Origin of the sequence: Actinotignum sp. UMB0459, from assembly GCF_051905915.1 — a bacterium.
GTDB classification, from domain to species: domain Bacteria; phylum Actinomycetota; class Actinomycetes; order Actinomycetales; family Actinomycetaceae; genus Actinotignum; species Actinotignum sanguinis.
On the sequence record NZ_JBQAIK010000018.1, the window covers coordinates 80,189 to 96,678 of the forward strand.

The window sequence follows — 16,490 nt, forward strand, 5'->3', positions numbered from 1 at the left end:
GTTGTGCGCCACTAAGAAGATTTGAGAGTTTAGAAGTCGGCTCCGGTGGACAGATCCTCCAGACCGGTCTGCAGCACGGGCTCCTCCGGGCCGGCCGCAGCGCGCATACGATCTTCTTCCGCATCCTGGAGGTCAATGACCTGCCCGGAGGCGTCAAGAGCTGCCACGTTCAGGCACAGCGACCGCATTTCCTGCATGAGAACCTTGAAGGATTCCGGAATACCAGCTTCGGGGACGTTATCGCCCTTGACGATGGCTTCGTACACCTTGACGCGGCCCACGGTGTCGTCGGACTTGATCGTGAGCATTTCCTGCAGGGTGTGCGCGGCACCGTAAGCTTCCAGGGCCCACACTTCCATTTCACCGAAGCGCTGGCCACCGAATTGTGCCTTACCACCAAGCGGCTGCTGGGTCACCATCGAGTACGGACCCGTGGAGCGGGCGTGGATCTTATCATCCACAAGGTGATGCAGCTTGAGCATGTACATGTAGCCAACCGAGACCGGATCCGGGAAGGGATCGCCGGTACGTCCATCGAAAAGGCGAGCCTTGCCGAAGCGATTGACCAGGGTGTGGCCTTCCGCGTCGGGCAGGGTGGACTGCAGCAGCCCATCCAGCTCATCGGCCTGCAGACCGTCGAATACCGGAGTGGCAACCCGGGTGCCCGGGGCGGCCTTGACGGTATCTTCCGGAAGGCGCAGGGCCCATTCTTCACCCGCTTCGCGGGCGGCGCTGGCATCCCAACCGCGGGAAGCCACCCAACCCAGGTGCAATTCGTAAACCTGACCGAGGTTCATGCGGCCGGGAACGCCCAGCGGGTTGAGGATGATATCAACCGGGGTGCCATCTTCCATGAAAGGCATATCTTCCACCGGAAGAATGCGGGAGATAACGCCCTTATTTCCGTGGCGGCCGGCCATCTTATCGCCCACCGTGATCTTGCGGCGCTGGGCAATGTAAACGCGAACGGTTTCGTTGACATCCGAGGGAAGTTCGTCGTTATTTTCCTTGTCGAACTGGCGGATATCGATAACGATGCCGGATTCGCCGTGCGGGACGCGCAGCGAGGTATCGCGAACTTCCTTGGCCTTTTCCCCGAAGATGGCGCGCAGCAGGCGCTCTTCGCTGGTGAGCTCCGTTTCACCCTTGGGGGTAATCTTGCCCACGATAATATCGCCGGCGCGCACTTCCGCACCGATACGAATAATCCCGTGGTCATCGAGATGCGAGAGCATTTCCTCGGACACATTGGGGATATCGCGAGTGATTTCCTCGGGGCCGAGCTTGGTATCGCGCGCATCAACCTCGTGTTCCTCGATGTGAATCGAGGTGAGGAGGTCATCGCGCACGCAGCGCTCGGAGAGGATGATGGCGTCTTCGTAGTTGTAGCCATTCCAGGACATGAAAGCCACGAGCAAGTTCTGCCCCAGCGCAAGTTCGCCACCTTCGGTAGCTGCGCCGTCGGCAATAAGAGTGCCCGCCTCCAGGCGATCCCCGGCGGAGACCACCACGCGCTGGTTGATGCAGTTACCGGGGTTGGAACGCTCGAACTTGGACATCTTGTAGATGACGTGGCGCCCGTCGTCTTGTTCCACGTGCACAGCATCGGCATCCACTTCGGTGACCACACCGGGGGCCGCGGCCACCGTCACGTCACCGGAGTCAACCGCGCAGCGCATCTCCCAGCCGGTGCCCACGTACGGGGAAACCGGGCGGATCAGCGGCACCGCCTGGCGCTGCATATTCGCACCCATAAGGGCGCGGTTGGCGTCGTCGTGCTCGAGGAAGGGAATCATGCCGGTACCGATGGAGACCATCTGGCGCGCGGACACGTCCATGTAATCGATTTCGTCTACCGGAACGAGAGCCGGCTCGCCACCCGGAACGCGCACGAGCGCTTCTTCTTCCAGGAAGTGGCCATCCGCATCGATAGGTGCTTCGGCCTGGGCGATATTGTGGTTATCTTCGTCGCCGGCCTGGAGGTAATCGATCTCATTCGTGACCCGACCATCGACCACGCGCCGGTAGGGCGTTTCGATGAAGCCGAAGGAATTGATCTGCGCGAAGGAGGCCAGCGAACCGATGAGGCCGATGTTCGGGCCTTCCGGCGTTTCGATGGGGCACATGCGCCCGTAATGCGAGGGGTGCACGTCGCGCACTTCCATGCCGGCACGATCACGGGACAGACCGCCCGGGCCCAGGGCCGAGAGGCGGCGCTTGTGGGTCAGGCCCGCCAACGGGTTGTTCTGATCCATAAACTGCGAGAGCTGGGACGTTCCGAAGAACTCCTTAATCGCAGCGACGATCGGCCGGATATTGATGAGCGAGGAGGGCGTAATCGCTTCCACTTCCTGAGTGGTCATGCGTTCGCGCACCATCCGGTCCAGGCGCGCCAAACCGGTGCGCACCTGGTTCTGGATAAGCTCACCGACCGCGCGCACCCGGCGGTTGGAGAAGTTGTCAATATCATCGGTGCTGACGCGCACCGGGGTGGCGCCTTCAGCGCAGAGGATGGTCGGGAATTCGCCGTCCTCCCCCATGCGGTCCATGCCCTGATGAAGGGCGAGGAGGTAGCGCAGCGCCGCGGTGATATCCGTGAGCGTGAGCTGGCGGGCGGTGTTATCTTCCGGCAGGCCCAGCTTCTTGTTGATCTTGTAGCGCCCCACCTTCGCGGTGTCATAGCGCTTGGGGTTGAAGTAGAAGTTATTGAGCAGGGTACGGCCAGCTTCCGCCGTGGGCGGTTCGCCCGGGCGCAGCTTGCGGTAGAGATCCTGCAGGGCTTCTTCCTGGTTGTGGACGGTGTCCTTTTCCAGGGTGTCAATGAGAATGGGGAATTCCGAGAAGGTTTCGCGAATTTCCGATTCCGTCATGCCCAGAGCCTTGAGGAATACGGTCACGGACTGCTTACGCTTGCGGTCCACGCGCACGCCCACCGCATCGCGCTTATCGATTTCGAATTCCAGCCAGGCACCGCGCGAGGGGATGACCTTGGTGTTGTAAATATCCTTATCGGAGGTCTTATCCGCGGTGCGTTCGAAGTACACACCCGGGGAACGTACCAGCTGGGAAACAACCACGCGCTCGGTACCGTTCACGATGAAGGTACCGCGGTCCGTCATGAGCGGGAAGTCGCCAATGAAAGTGGTCTGCGACTTGATTTCACCCGTTTCGTAGTTCTGGAATTCCGCGGTGACGTACAGGGGTGCCGAGTAGGTGAGGTCACGTTCGCGGCATTCGAGGATGGAGTACTTCGGTTCCTCGAGATGCGGGGCGGAGAGCACCAGGCCCATGGTTTGCGCGGCATTTTCGATCGGGGAAATTTCTTCGAAGATTTCTTCGAGCCCGGACTGAGCGCCGGGGTTTTCCGCGACCCATTTATCCGAGCCGATCAGCCAACCGAAACTATCGGTTTGGAGGCCGAGCAAATTCGGCACTTGCAGTGGTTCATGGATTTTCGCGAAAGATACGCGGTCAACAACCGGCTTGCCGTTATGTGCAGCGAGCGAGTATGTGCGCGAAGCAGCCAAAGTGGATCCTTCCCTGACGAATCTGGCAGAAGGACAATCCAGTCACCCTCACCGAAAACCGCGATATCACGCCAAAAAGCGCTGCGGAGGTGATCAAGGGCATAGGAGTGTCAACGCAAGTTTCTACACTACACGTTTTAACGGCAAGAACCAAGGCCCCCGGCCTATGCGAGGGGTCACATATAGGGATACCAGCGCGCGGTGGTACCGGTATCTCATCCGAACTTCATCGTCCGAAAGTACTTTCGCACAAGAATGGCGTACATGCAAGTGCGGGCGCGTCGAGGCAGCTCAACGCACCCCTCCACCAGCACGACGACGCCGCGGCCCCGCGTGGTCACTTTCCGCTAACGCAAGCGTTTTTCCAGGGTCACTTCAGCGCAGTATCCTTCGAAACCGTGCGCAACGTAGAGTCGGCCGGCTCCGGTGGAGCTATGGGTATCCACGTCCAATCCGACGGTGGCATACCCGGCCCGCGCCGCGTTCGTAATAACACGATCCACGAGCTGGCCACCCACTCCGCGCCCGCGCACCGCGCGCAAAGATCCGAGGTATTCGATGTACAGCTCCGTGCCGTAGTCATTCGCCAGCGCATAGCCCACCACAGCACCGGTTTCTTCGCTGTGCGCCACGACTGAGCAGTCCAGACGCATGCGCCACCCGGTGAGGAAGGAGTGCCAGGATGCGGCGTCGTAATCATAACGCCCGTAATGGTCATGGAAAGCTTCGGCATGGGCGAGGCGCAGCGGTTCTTCGTCGGCAAGCGTGGGGGCGCGGAAGCTAACTCCAGCTATGTGAGTGGCAGGAAGTTCGGCGGCCGGGCGGCGCATTACCTCGTACTTACGGGTGGGGTGATAGCCGAGCTCCCCCAGCGCCGCGTTCGTTTCCGATGCGTCATCGTCACGCGCCACCTGCACCGACAGTCCGGAATAGCGAATTTCGGAGCGCTCGGCAAGCCCGGTGGCAAGTTCCTCGCACCGGCTGAGAAGCTCCGGGAGGTACGTGAGGTCCGGGCAGGCATAACCGATATAAATATCCAAGTCATCATCTTGGTCGACGTCGCCCATAATGGACACCGTAGCGCCGGCAAGGAGGTGCTCCCCGCGGTAGAGCGCGAGGGTTTCGGTGGCCGGATCAACCTCCGGATTGGAGAGGAAATCGCGCAGATCGCGCTCGGTGTCCGAATGGAGCAGCGAAGGATCCGCCGCGCCCAGTGCGGCCCAGGCAGGGATATCACCCGGGGTGAGCGGACGCCAGCTCAGGGCTGCACTCGAACTCGGGTTCGAGCTGTTTTTCGAGCTCTGCGTAGGGTTCTGCATTGGGTTCTGCGTTGAGCTCTGCATTGGGTTCTGCGTTGAGCTCTGCATTGGGTTCTGCATTGAGCTCTGGTTTGGGCGTGATTCGGGGTTGTGATTCGTCGTCGTTTCCTGCGTCATTTTCACGTTCGTCTTCGCGTTAGTCTTCGTTGTCTTCTTCAGGCTCGCACCCGGCTTCAGATCAAGTTTCGGATCGGGCTTCGTATCTGGCTTCGTATCCGGCTTCGTATCCGGCTTCGTATCCGGCCTAGTACGCGACCTAGTACCCGGATCTGTTTCCAGGCTCACCCGTGCCAGTGTAGTCGAGAGCTTTCTTCGAAGGGCTAGCCGCGGGCGCGGCCGCCGGGCCTACAGGATGCAACACCACAACACCACACCCCACAGGATGCAACCCCACAACAGCGGGGCCCACAGGATGCAACCCCACGACATCAAAACAATTTCTTAACGTAGTTGCCGTTGCACTTTGTGAGTGGGCAGGCCGCGCTCTCCGCGATGTCGAGAAACTTCACGTGAGAGCGCATACACAAACAAGCGGATACGCCGGGGCGTATCCGCTTGTAAAACGGGGGCGCGAGCACAAAGCTCGCGCCCCGCCGGCTGATTGCTCAGCCGATAAGCCGAATGACTCGGCGTGCCGTGTTACTTGAGGGTAACGGTGGCGCCGGCGCCCTCGAGGGCTTCCTTGGCCTTGTCGGCGGTATCCTTGTCCACACCTTCGAGGACGGCCTTGGGGGCCGAGTCCACGAGGTCCTTGGCTTCCTTGAGGCCGAGGGAGGTGAGGGCGCGGACTTCCTTGATGACCGCAACCTTCTTGTCGCCAGCGGCTTCGAGGACAACATCGAAGTCGGACTTTTCTTCGGCGGCGGCACCGGCGTCGCCACCGGCAGCGGCCGGAGCGGCAACGGCGGCAACGGGAGCCGCGGCTTCAACGTCGAATTCCTCTTCGAACGCCTTGACGAAATCGTTGAGCTCAACGAGGGTGAGCTCCTTGAAAGCTGCAATGAGCTCTTCGGTCGAGAGCTTAGCCATGATGGCCTTCCTTTCCGCTCTAGCGAGCAGATCTCTATCTGGCCGGCAGACTTACCTGGCCGGCAGATCTAACTGGGTGCGCGGCTGAGGGCCGCTCCGCGACGCGTATGCCGAGCCGCGAAAACTCCGAGATATTCGTGATATCCGATATCCGTAATATCTCGAGGTGGAAGCGGCTACGCAGCCGCTTCCTGCTTGGCGCGCAAGGCGTCGATGGTGCGAACGGCCTTGGTGGCCGGCGCGTTGAGTACGTACGCTGCCTGGTACATGAGCGCCTTGAGAACACCGGCGGACTTGGCCAGCAGGACTTCGCGGGATTCGAGTTCCGCGAGCTGCTTGACGTCGTCTGCGGACAGCTGAGCGCCGTCCATCACGCCGCCCTTGAGGATAAGGGCTTCGTTCTCCTTGGCGAAGGTCTTGAGAGCCTTCGCGGCTTCCGGAGCTTCACCGGTAACGAAAGCAACGGCGGTCGGACCCTGGAAGGTCCCCTCCGCTACCTCGATTCCGGCCTGCTTCGCGGCGATGTCAAGAAGAGTGTTCTTGGCGACCTTGTAGACAGCTCCACCCTGGAACGACCGGCGCAGATCTTTCATCTGGCCGACCGTCAGGCCACGGTACTCAGTAAACAGCACAGCGGTGGAGTTCTCGAAGAGCTCCTTGAGTTCCGCAATCGCTGCAGACTTATCGGTCCGTGCCATGGGGCCTCCTTCCGGTCTTACCCGCAGGATCGGCAACGAAAAAGCCCCGCGCGGTAAGGCACGGGGCTTGGATGACCTGCCGTGAGCACGGCAACATTCAGCTCTGTTCTTACCTGCGCTGGCCTCGCGGTGCGAGTTTGATCCCGTTGGAACCTGCGGTCTTTGGCATCGGCTAGTCTATCGTTTTCGCGCGGCCACGCCAAGGCCGAGTAGCGTGGCTTGCCTCACGGGCGCAGCCGGGAGGTATGACGGCGCAGCTAGGCCCATACCGGCCCAGCGAGCATACACAGGTAACCCAGCGCCCCCGCACCCATGAGCACACCGCGCCAGATAGGCCGGTCAGCGAGGTGGGCGATGGCGGCTAGCGCCCCAGCCACATTGGCGATTCCGTAGCGGCGCGGAATGGAACGGAAATACAGGCCGCCGTTGATAATTTCCCGCACCTGGACCACCACTCCGACGATGAGGGGCCCGGTAGCGCCCGAAAGCCCGAGAACCCGCCCGCGCACCGAGCGCAACCCCAGCACCAGGGCAAGCAACGGGCCAGCCAGCAATATCAGGTAGGCAGCCGTCCCCCAGATTTGGGTGGGAGTGGAGATGAGCTCCGGGGAGAAGTGATACTTCGCTCCGGGATTAGTCAGGCCATAGGGGTTGAGGAGGCTGAGAAGCAAGGTTCCGGTGCTAGCTTCACTGACCGGGGAGGTGGAAATCGCGTTAATAGCGGGCACATACCCCTCCGGGGTTCGAGCGCCCTGGATTGCATCCCAGCCCAGGTAGCAGGCCGCCACCGTGAGGATCTGAGTACCGAGCAACACCGCGAGGGGCCGCCGCTCCGTGCGCCCGAATCCGGCCACTCGCGGCCAGCAGATAGCAAGCGCGACAGGTACCAGCACGGCCAGAATTCCGGTAACGGAAATGACTCGGGAAAGGCAAATAGCTGCGGTTATAAGCGCGGGCAGCACCCAGCCGGTCTTTTTCCCCACCACGATGCGCGCGCTCAGCCAGACCGCGGCCGCACCGGCCAGCGGACCAACGGCATCGTTATGCACCATGGTGGCACTTGCCGCCACCGAGGGCACCGCCAGGAAGAAAAGCGCCGCGGCGAAGGACACCGCCGGGCTCAACCGCCACGCGCGCAGTGCGGCATAGAAGAGCCCCACGCCGACAGCCACCAGCACGGCCGAACCCAGGCGCGCCCCCGTGAGAAAGCTCAGTCCCGCCATACCGGCCAGGCGTGCGATGGCGCCGTCGACCAAAAAATACAGCGGCGGGTGGAAAGCATTGTAGTTTTCCGCACGATAGGGCCACTCCGCGGGGGCCACCTGATCCCATGCCGCGCAGGGAGGCGGGGTGATGGCCGTGCCCGCCGGGGCGTGACAGGCCCAAGCTTGACGTGCCTGCGGGGCCATCACATCCCCGGGAGCGGGAATGCTGCCGTGGGAGGCTTTGAGGGAGTAGTCCAGGTAGGTCCACTCCCCCACGGGATTGATGGACGGGTTGTGCGCGAAGGCCCAGGCCGCCCACCCCAGGCAGAGCGCCATGAGGAGGCAGGCGAGCAATGTGTCACGTACATGCGGATGGGAAGTCACGGATCTAGCCTAAAGCACGGTTACGACAAGAAAAAACGCGAAAGGCGGAGACCCCTGAGGATCCCCGCCTTTCGCGATACAGCATTACTGCCGAGCCCGCAGCTCTACCTTAGGCTTCGGCGCGAGTCTTGGCAGCGTCAATCGGAATACCCGGGCCCATCGTGGTGGACACGGTGGCCTTGAGAATGTAGCGGCCCTTCGAGGAGGACGGCTTGAGACGCATGATCTCTTCGTAAGCGGCAGCGTAGTTCTCCAGGAGCTGCTGCTCGGTGAAGGAAGTGTTGCCGATGATGAAGGGCAAGTTGGAGTTCTTGTCCACGCGGAATTCGATACGGCCGCCCTTAATATCGCTGACAGCCTTCGCCACGTCCATGGTAACGGTGCCGGTCTTGGGGTTCGGCATGAGACCACGGGGGCCGAGCACGCGGCCGAGGCGACCGACCTTGCCCATCATATCCGGGGTGGCCACAGCCGAATCGAAATCGGTCCAGCCGCCGGCAACGCGTTCAATGAGTTCGTCGCTGCCAACTTCGTCCGCGCCAGCTTCGATCGCCTGCTGGGCCCGCTCGCCCTGGGCGAAGACGATCACCCGGGCGGTCTTGCCGGTGCCATTGGGCAGGCTCACGGTACCGCGAACCATCTGATCCGCCTTACGCGGATCCACGCCGAGACGGAACACAACCTCAACGGTTGCGTCAAACTTCGTCACCGACGTTTCCTTCGCGAGGCGCATTGCCTCCGCGGGGGTGTAGAGCACGCCGTCCGCAATCTTTTCTGCTGCGGCGCGGTATGCCTTCGAGCGCTTTGCCATTTCTGCTTCTCCTTTAGTGCAGGTGTGGTCAACGAGCCTGCGTGGCCCTTCCACGGTTCCGCGCGGGAACCTGCAGACGCTGAGAGCGCGGTTGCTCGATGCTCTCAGGTCCGGTTAAGTTGTGATCTCGGTTCGTGGTGGAACGACGGCGCCGCCCCGCCAACAACTCAGCTATCTATTTAGATAGCGTCCGAGGTGATGCCCATAGAGCGGGCGGTGCCGGCAATGATGCGGGCGGCGTTATCAATGTCATTCGCATTGAGATCCGGCTCCTTGATCTTCGCGATTTCGCGAAGCTGGTCAGCCGTGAGGTGCCCAACCTTCTGGGTGTGCGGAGTGGGAGAACCCTTCTGCACCCCGGCAGCCTTCTTAATGAGCTGCGCCGCCGGCGGGGTCTTGAGAACGAAATCAAATGTGCGGTCCTCGTAGACGGTGATTTCCACCGGGACGATGTTTCCGCGCTGGGATTCGGTCGCGGCGTTGTACGCCTTCGTGAACTCAACAATGTTCACGCCGTGCTGACCGAGAGCCGGACCAACCGGCGGGGCCGGGGTGGCCTGGCCGGCAGGAATCTGTAGCTTAATGAAGCCTGCAACCTTCTTCTTCGGTGCCATATCTGGTCCTTTTCTCATTGAACAGCCGTCGCAATGGCTAGCGACGGCACGCCTATCTATATTACGGGAAAGTGAGCGATGCACAAAGCCCCGCCCGTGTGAGACACACCGCGGAGCTTATGCAAAATGACGCGCGATACGTGCAGGTTTTCTCAAAACGGGCACGCCTATACGCACTCACGAGTATAAAAGTACGACGACGGCGCAGCGGCCAGGAGGGCGTTAGTCTTCCTTGCGCACCTGGGCGAAGGAGAGCTCCACCGGGGTTTCCTGGCCGACGAGGGTCATCATAACGGTGAGGCGCTGGTTTTCGGCGTCGATCTCCGAAACGGTGGCCGGCATCCCGGCCCACGGTTCGGCGGTGAGGGTAACCGGATCGCCCACCTCGAAGGGAGCGATGGTTTCCGGGGCCGCGCCGGTGGGCAGGCCCGCCGCGCGCGCTTCGTCCGCCGCGGCGGCTTCCACCACGGGAGTCAGCATGGTGACAACCTCATCAAAGGTGAGGGCCACCGGGGTACGACCATTGCCCACGAATCCGGTGACGCCGTTGGTGGACTGCACCACGCGCCAGGAATCATCGGTGAGATTCATGCGAATAAGCACGTAACCGGGCATGCGCACTCGGGACACGAGCTTGCGCTGCCCGCGGCGCACTTCGAAGACTTCTTCCATGGGGACTTCGATCTGGAAGATGTAGTCCTCCATGTTCATGGAGACGAGACGGACTTCCAAGTCCTGCTTGACGCGCTTTTCGTAACCGGAGTACGTATGGAGCACGTACCAGCGGCCTTCCAGGCCCTTGAGCTTGGCTCGCACCTCTTCTTCGGTGACGATGCCGTCCTTCTTCTTGTCCTTCTTGGAAGAACGGGGAGCGGCATCCGCGGCGGGTGCAGGGGCCTCGGTTTCGGAGGACTCGTCAGTTTCCGCGGCGGCTCCGGGAGCTTCTTCAAGAGTGGCACCGGCGGTTTCTTCCGCGGCTACAGCTTCCGAGGTGGTGGTATCGGTGAGGGAATCCGCGCTGGGAGCAGCCTCCGCAGCAGGCACGGTGGCACCCGGTTCCATAAAAAGATCGCCGTGTTCGGTAACGTTCTCAGACACGCTGTTCCCTCACTGTTCTTGGGGCCGGCCCTGGTTCTGGACCTACCCGAAGATCCAGACGGTGGCGCGACCGAAAATAAGATCGAAGATTCCGATAAAGACCATCACGGCGAGAATGAAGAGCACCACCGTGGTGAACAGCTGCCCCAGTTCCTCCCGGGAGGGGCGCTGGACGCGCTTCAATTCACCGAAGATTTCGTGGAAGAACTGCGCGAGCCGGGCAAAGAAACCCTTCTTCTCCGCAGCGCCCTTGGAGGACTTGGATGCTGCAACTTCCTTCACAGTGCGTCCTTTTCCTCGTCGTAACAATGCCCCGTCAGTATTGGCGGGGCAGGAGCAGGGTAGGAGGGACTCGAACCCCCAACCGCCGGTTTTGGAGACCGATGCGCTACCAATTGCGCCACTACCCTAGGTTGGCAACTCCACCATTATGCCTGAAACCGGAACGCTCCGCGAGCGCCGGCCGCCAGGTGGACGTTGGTGCATCACGACCGTAAGGCCGTCATACCCGGAATAGCATAGTCGATAACGCTCCGGACGTCCACTTCCGTCCCTGTCCTTGGAGAAAGGTCACAGCTCCATCCAGAACAGTGTTTAATGGGAGGGTGAGTATTACACCGACGTCGAAGACCCCGCGCCGCGTTTCTGCGCGCCTGGAAGCACTTGCGCCCTCCGCCACTCTCGCGGTGGATGCCCGCCAGCGTGAGCTGCGGGCGGCCGGCCGCCCCATTATTTCCTTCGGGGCCGGGGAACCGGACTTCCCCACCCCGGCTCATATCGTGGCCGCAGCGGCCGCCGCCACCGGGGATATCCGGAATCACAAGTATTCCGATCCCAATGGCTTGCCGGAACTGCGCGAGGCGATTTGCGCCAAAGTCGCGTTCGATGCGAAGGTGCGGATTTCCCCGGGCGACGTCGTCGTTACTAACGGCGCCAAGCAAGCGAACTTTGAAGCCTGGGCGGCGCTTATCGACCCGGGCGATAACGTGCTCCTCCCCTCCCCCTACTGGGTGACCTACCCGGAAGTCATTAAGCTCTTCGGCGGTACCGTCACCGAGGTGTACGCGCCCCCGGCGCAGGGCTTCAAAGTGAGCGTGGCGCAGCTCGAAGCGGCCCGCACCGATAAGACGAAGGCGCTGCTGCTGTGCTCACCCACCAACCCCACCGGGGCGGTCTATAGCGCCGCGGAAGTGCGCGCCATCGGTGCCTGGGCCCTCGAGCACGGGATTTGGCTGGTGGTCGATGAAATTTACGAACACCTCACTTACGACGGGGTACGCACGGCCTACCCGCTGGCCGAAGTTCCCGAACTGGCCCAGCAAACCCTCGTTATCGGTGGGGTCTCGAAGTCTTTCGCCATGACGGGGTGGCGGGTTGGCTGGCTTTACGGCCCCTCGGACGTCATCGCCGCGGTCAAACGGGTGCATTCGCATCTGACCGGGAATATCAATAATGTGGCGCAGCGTGCCACCATCGCCGCACTCACCGGCCCGCGCGACCGCATTGAGGAGATGCGCGCGGGCTTCGCGCGGCGCCGCAGCCGCATCGTCAGCGAACTGGCCAGTATCGACGGGGTGAACGTTGCGCCCCCGGATGGCGCTTTCTATGTTTTTGCCGACGTCGCAGGCCTGCTGGGCGGGACGGGCCCCCGCCGCGCCACGAGCTCCCTGGAACTGGCCGATCAGCTTCTCAGCGATATTAATGTGGCCGCGGTGCCCGGGGAGGCTTTCGGGGTAGGCGGCTTCCTGCGCTTCTCCTACGCGCTCTCCGATGTCGAGCTGGCCGAAGGCATGGCGCGACTGCGCGAGTACTTCGCCTAACAGCCTTCTTTTCAATACTGTGGGCCGCGACGTTTCCGCCGCGGCCCACAGTGTTGTTACCCGTTAGTCAGGCAAGTTTAGCGCTGGTATTTAGCGCCGCACCGCCGGAGTGTCGGTGCCGTTACCGTCCCAGTCACCGACGAAGAGTTCGTCAGCAACGCGCCCGTAATGGAGCGTGAGATCGGCCGGTCCTGCATTGAGGGAGTTCTTCACGAGCAGCGCGTTGCCGCGGCGCACCGCGAAGGTGTCCGTGCCATTACCGTCGAAATCTCCGGTGAAGACTTCATCGGCGGCTTTACCGTAGGAGAACTGGGTATCGGCGTTCCCCGAGACAATGGTGTTCTTGACGAAGATAACGTTGCCGCGGTGCACCGCGAAGCTATCCTTGCCATCCCCATCCCAGTCACCGACCAGCGGGGTGTCCCCGTAGCGGCCGTAGCTGATAACTTCATCCGCGTCCCCGCTCTTGAGCGAGTTCGCTACGTAGAAAGTATTGCCGCGCTGGACCGCGAAGGTATCCTTACCGTCGCCATTCCAGTCACCCACGAGCACGGTGTCCCCGGCCTTACCGTAGGAGAATTCAACGGGCGCCTTACCACCCTGGAGAGTATCGGAAACGTAGAAGGTATTGCCGCGGCGTACCGCGAAGCTATCCTTGCCATCCCCGTTCCAGTCACCCACGAATACGTCGTCGCCGGCGCGTCCGAAGCTGAACACAGCTTGGGCCACGGTGGCCGTCCAGTTGTTGGAGACGTAGAAGGTGTTTCCGTTATCGGAAGGCGTTACCGGAGCGCTGGGATCCGGGGTGGGATCCACGGTCGGATCCGGAGTCGGATTGACGGTCGGATCAACACTGGGATCAACGCTCGGCTCCACGCTCGGATCCGGCTTCGCACCTTCCTTAACGAACTGGTTGACAACCGGCTGCGATTCCTTATCCAGGCCGAGCGCATTCGCCACGGTGTAGTGGAGGTCGGTCTGGTCGGTACGCCCGATCACGTTTTCTGCGCCCGGACCCGAGGCCGCGATACGCAGCTGCGCGCCGGTGTGGCCCTGGCCGCCGCGCGCCACCTCATTGGAGGCCGCGGTGTTGTAGGACATCTGCATATAATCGCCATCCACCGTCTTGAGGATGGTGTTCACGCCCGAGGTGGTGCTTCCCACCCCCACGATCTGCGAGGTGTGAGCGTGATCGGCAGTCACGAGGATAAGGGTGGGCTCGCCATTCTCCTTGGCCCAGCGCTGCGCCACCGCAACGGCCTGATCCAAATCATCCAGCTCACCAATCTGACCGCAAGCATCCGCGCCGTGATCAGCCTTATCAATCGAGGCGGCTTCCACCTGGAGGAAGAATCCGGTGTCGTTCTTGAGCAGATCCATGGACTTTTGGGTCATGGCCGCCAGGGTGGGAACATCGGCGGTGCGCTTCGGGTTGATCGTGCAGGTCTCGTAGTTTTCCGGTTTACCCGGAGTCGGGACCGACTCGTTGAACATGCGCGGCATATTACCGGGGGTGAAGAGGCCAAGGACCGGCTTATCCTGGTTGGCTTCGGTCAGGGCAGCCATCTGCTCCGCCGTCGTCACAATCTGGAAATCGTTATCACGCGCGTTTTCCAGCACGGACTTACCGGCCGTCCACCGCGTCGTCTCACCCCAGGTACCGGACACCTGGACTTCGGCGTCGAAGTACTTCGCGCCACCGCCCATCGTCACGTCCGCGCGGGTATCCACGAGCTGTTCGGAAATCGAGCCCATTCCGCCATTTTCACGCAGATCCGAGCCCTTGGCGGGTTTCGCGTTCCCGGAGGGAGCGTAATGCGAGCGACTGGTCACGTGGGCACCCATCACCGCCGGGGTCGCATCCTGCACTTCGGAGGTGGTGATATTACCGGTCTTGAGCCCGGCCCGCTTCGCCTTCTCCAGGAGGTTCTCCTGGGGCTTTTGCGCCAGGTCCACGCCGATAGCGCCGTTGTACGTCTTCGTGCCGGTAGCCCAGGCGGTGCCCGAAGCGGCCGAATCGGTCACGTAGTTAATGGCGCCGTCGCGGTCAATGGAGAAGTGGGTGTAGGAACCGGTGTACTCGAGGTTATCGATACCGGGCAGGCGCCCGTTCGCACCGTAGAGGTAGTTGCGGGCAGAGGTGATTTCCGAATCACCCATCCCGTCACCGATGAAGAGCACCACGTTCTTAGCCTTGGCATCCGAACGCTGCTCGCCGTTCTTCCCGTACTGGGCGAAGTCACCGGGGGCCGGCACGGTCACCTTGCCGTTTTCGTCCACGGCGATGGCCATCTTAGCCCCGCCGGCGACCGGCTTGGCCAGTTCGGCATCGCTGGCAGCGGTGGAGGCTTCGGCGTTGAGCGACAGCGCATTACCGATGGTGTAGAAGAGGTCGGTTTGGTCGGTTTGGCCCAGCACGTTTTCTTCGCCGGGGCCGTAGGCCGCCACGCGCAGCTGCGCACCGGTGTGCTGCTGGGAACCGGCATTAGTGCCGTCCTCACGCACCGGAGTGGTGCCGTAGAGGATGGACATCGGGGAACCATCGGCGGTGGTCAGGCGGGTCACGGGGCCCACGTGGTCGTCGCCGTCGGACACAATCTGCGCGGTATGCGAGTGATCCGCGGTCACGATAACGAGGGTCTGACCGTCCTTCTTCGCGAAGTCCAGGGCGACCTTGGTGGCCTGGTCGAGGCGATCAGTTTCCCCGATCTGCCCGCAAGCATCCGAAGCGTGATCGCGCTTGTCAATGGAGGCGGATTCGACCTGGAGGAAGAAGCCCTTTTCCGCGCTCGGATCATCGAGGAGCTCGATGGCCTTGCGGGTCATATCCACTAGCTCGGGCTGGGTGCCAATATCCTGCTTTTCGCAGGTGAGCGGATCGGCCTTGGCCCCGCCCACCTTCGCCTGGGAGGACTTGTACGCGGTGGTCATATTCGAGGGAGCGAAGAGTCCGAGAACCGGGGACTCCTGGTTTGCCTTGGTGATTCCCGCGAGTTCATCCGCGGTGGTTGCCACCTGGAAACCGTTCGCGCGGGCGTTATCAACAACCGACTTATTGGCTTCCCACTGGGTGTTGTACTTGGCCGCGCCCTCGAGGAAGGGGTTGGTGTTTCCGGAGGCCGTGGTCACCGTGGCATCGAAGTACTTCGCACCGCCACCCAGGGTGACATCGGCGCGGGTGTCCACAATTTGCTCCGAAATGGAGCCGAGCCCGCCGTTTTCCCGCAGATCCGCGCCCTTGGCCGGCTTCGACTTCCCGGAGGGAGCGTAGTAGCTGCGGCTGGTGGAATGCGCACCCATCACGGCCGGGGTGGCATCTTGAATATCGGAGGTGGTCACGTTGCCGGTACGCATTCCGGCATTCTTGGCCTGCTCAATGAGGTTCTGCACCGGTTTGCCGGCCAGATCCACGCCGATAGCTCCGTTGTACGTCTTCGTACCGGTGGCCCAGGCGGTACCCGAGGCGGCCGAATCAGTCACGTAATTGAAAGAACCATCCTTATTGACCGAATGGTGCGTGTACATGCCTTCAGAGGTGAGCTCATCAATACCTTCAAAACGCCCCGAGGCGCCCTTGAGGTAGTTGCGGGCCGCGGTAATTTCCGACTGGCCCATGCCGTCACCAATAATGAGGATAACGTTGCGGGCCTTGGCGTTGGAACGCCCCTGGCCCGCCTTACCGAATTGCGCGCAATCACCGGGTTTGGGCGGAATAACGTTTCCTTGCGAATCGAAAATTACGCAGTTTTCCGGCCCGTTTGCGGTGCGGTAGGTGGTGTTTTCCGCCGAAGCGGCACCTCCCGCGAGCGCCGAGAAGCCGACCGCGGCAACAGCTGCTGCTGCCACCGCGCGCCGGGCAGTGAAATGTGAGGATCCCATTGTCCTTTTATCCCTTCTAACAGAACGTGGGCCCTCCTAGATTCACTTAATTCATTTACCAGAAAGCAATCAGAATGTAACGCGGAGGTTAACAGTGCGTGGGATA

11 protein-coding genes and 1 tRNA gene are annotated in these 16,490 nt (G+C 61.7%); 1 reads left to right on the top strand and 11 read right to left on the bottom strand.

Translation table 11 applies throughout. The annotated features are described in order from the left end of the window. Positions 1 to 29 precede the first annotated feature (29 nt). From rpoB to ACTFPK_RS07315, 10 genes are all read right to left on the bottom strand, one after another. Entirely contained in the window at positions 30 to 3,527 is a 3,498-nt protein-coding gene (gene rpoB / locus ACTFPK_RS07270) for a DNA-directed RNA polymerase subunit beta (protein ID WP_016443113.1), read from the bottom strand. Between the two features lie 347 nt (positions 3,528 to 3,874). Next, a complete protein-coding gene (locus tag ACTFPK_RS07275; protein WP_274732798.1) occupies positions 3,875 to 5,131 on the bottom strand; it encodes a GNAT family N-acetyltransferase in 1,257 nt (418 codons plus the stop codon). 354 nt (positions 5,132 to 5,485) lie between these two features. Then, positions 5,486 to 5,875 carry a 50S ribosomal protein L7/L12 gene (gene rplL / locus ACTFPK_RS07280; protein ID WP_016443115.1) on the bottom strand — a complete coding sequence of 130 codons (390 nt, stop codon included), beginning with the start codon at positions 5,873 to 5,875 and terminating at the stop codon, positions 5,486 to 5,488. Between the two features lie 176 nt (positions 5,876 to 6,051). Further along, positions 6,052 to 6,573 carry a 50S ribosomal protein L10 gene (gene rplJ / locus ACTFPK_RS07285; RefSeq protein WP_016443116.1) on the bottom strand — a complete coding sequence of 174 codons (522 nt, stop codon included), beginning with the start codon at positions 6,571 to 6,573 and terminating at the stop codon, positions 6,052 to 6,054. A 257-nt stretch (positions 6,574 to 6,830) separates the two neighbouring features. Continuing rightward, complete coding sequence (locus ACTFPK_RS07290; RefSeq protein WP_274734855.1) at positions 6,831 to 8,162, bottom strand: hypothetical protein; 1,332 nt, start codon at positions 8,160 to 8,162, stop codon at positions 6,831 to 6,833. Between the two features lie 109 nt (positions 8,163 to 8,271). Then, positions 8,272 to 8,973 carry a 50S ribosomal protein L1 gene (gene rplA / locus ACTFPK_RS07295; protein ID WP_126135016.1) on the bottom strand — a complete coding sequence of 234 codons (702 nt, stop codon included), beginning with the start codon at positions 8,971 to 8,973 and terminating at the stop codon, positions 8,272 to 8,274. Positions 8,974 to 9,152: 179 nt separating this feature from the next. After that, positions 9,153 to 9,587 carry a 50S ribosomal protein L11 gene (gene rplK, locus ACTFPK_RS07300; protein ID WP_016443119.1) on the bottom strand — a complete coding sequence of 145 codons (435 nt, stop codon included), beginning with the start codon at positions 9,585 to 9,587 and terminating at the stop codon, positions 9,153 to 9,155. 222 nt (positions 9,588 to 9,809) lie between these two features. Next, entirely contained in the window at positions 9,810 to 10,685 is an 876-nt protein-coding gene (nusG, locus tag ACTFPK_RS07305; RefSeq protein ID WP_274732806.1) for a transcription termination/antitermination protein NusG, read from the bottom strand. A 42-nt stretch (positions 10,686 to 10,727) separates the two neighbouring features. Beyond that, positions 10,728 to 10,967, bottom strand: coding sequence for a preprotein translocase subunit SecE (secE, locus tag ACTFPK_RS07310; RefSeq protein WP_016443121.1), 240 nt, complete (start codon positions 10,965 to 10,967; stop codon positions 10,728 to 10,730). A 55-nt stretch (positions 10,968 to 11,022) separates the two neighbouring features. Further along, positions 11,023 to 11,095: transfer RNA gene (locus tag ACTFPK_RS07315), tRNA-Trp, on the bottom strand. A 201-nt stretch (positions 11,096 to 11,296) separates the two neighbouring features. Here ACTFPK_RS07315 and ACTFPK_RS07320 point away from each other — a divergent pair. Continuing rightward, positions 11,297 to 12,505: a pyridoxal phosphate-dependent aminotransferase gene (locus tag ACTFPK_RS07320; protein WP_375712910.1), complete on the top strand. Its 1,209-nt coding sequence runs from the start codon at positions 11,297 to 11,299 to the stop codon at positions 12,503 to 12,505. Between the two features lie 90 nt (positions 12,506 to 12,595). Here the strand turns inward: ACTFPK_RS07320 and phoA are convergent, their stop codons facing one another. Further along, positions 12,596 to 16,384: an alkaline phosphatase gene (phoA, locus tag ACTFPK_RS07325; RefSeq protein ID WP_274732810.1), complete on the bottom strand. Its 3,789-nt coding sequence runs from the start codon at positions 16,382 to 16,384 to the stop codon at positions 12,596 to 12,598. Between the last annotated feature and the right edge of the window lie 106 nt (positions 16,385 to 16,490).

What these genes read in the sequence shown, in the direction of transcription:
- rplL (WP_016443115.1), bottom strand. Translation starts at nt 5,875, where the DNA reads ATGGCTAAGCTCTCGACCGAAGAGCTCATTGCAGCTTTCAAGGAGCTC.
- rplJ (WP_016443116.1), bottom strand. Translation starts at nt 6,573, where the DNA reads ATGGCACGGACCGATAAGTCTGCAGCGATTGCGGAACTCAAGGAGCTC.
- rplA (WP_126135016.1), bottom strand. Translation starts at nt 8,973, where the DNA reads ATGGCAAAGCGCTCGAAGGCATACCGCGCCGCAGCAGAAAAGATTGCG.
- rplK (WP_016443119.1), bottom strand. Translation starts at nt 9,587, where the DNA reads ATGGCACCGAAGAAGAAGGTTGCAGGCTTCATTAAGCTACAGATTCCT.
- phoA (WP_274732810.1), bottom strand. Translation starts at nt 16,384, where the DNA reads ATGGGATCCTCACATTTCACTGCCCGGCGCGCGGTGGCAGCAGCAGCT.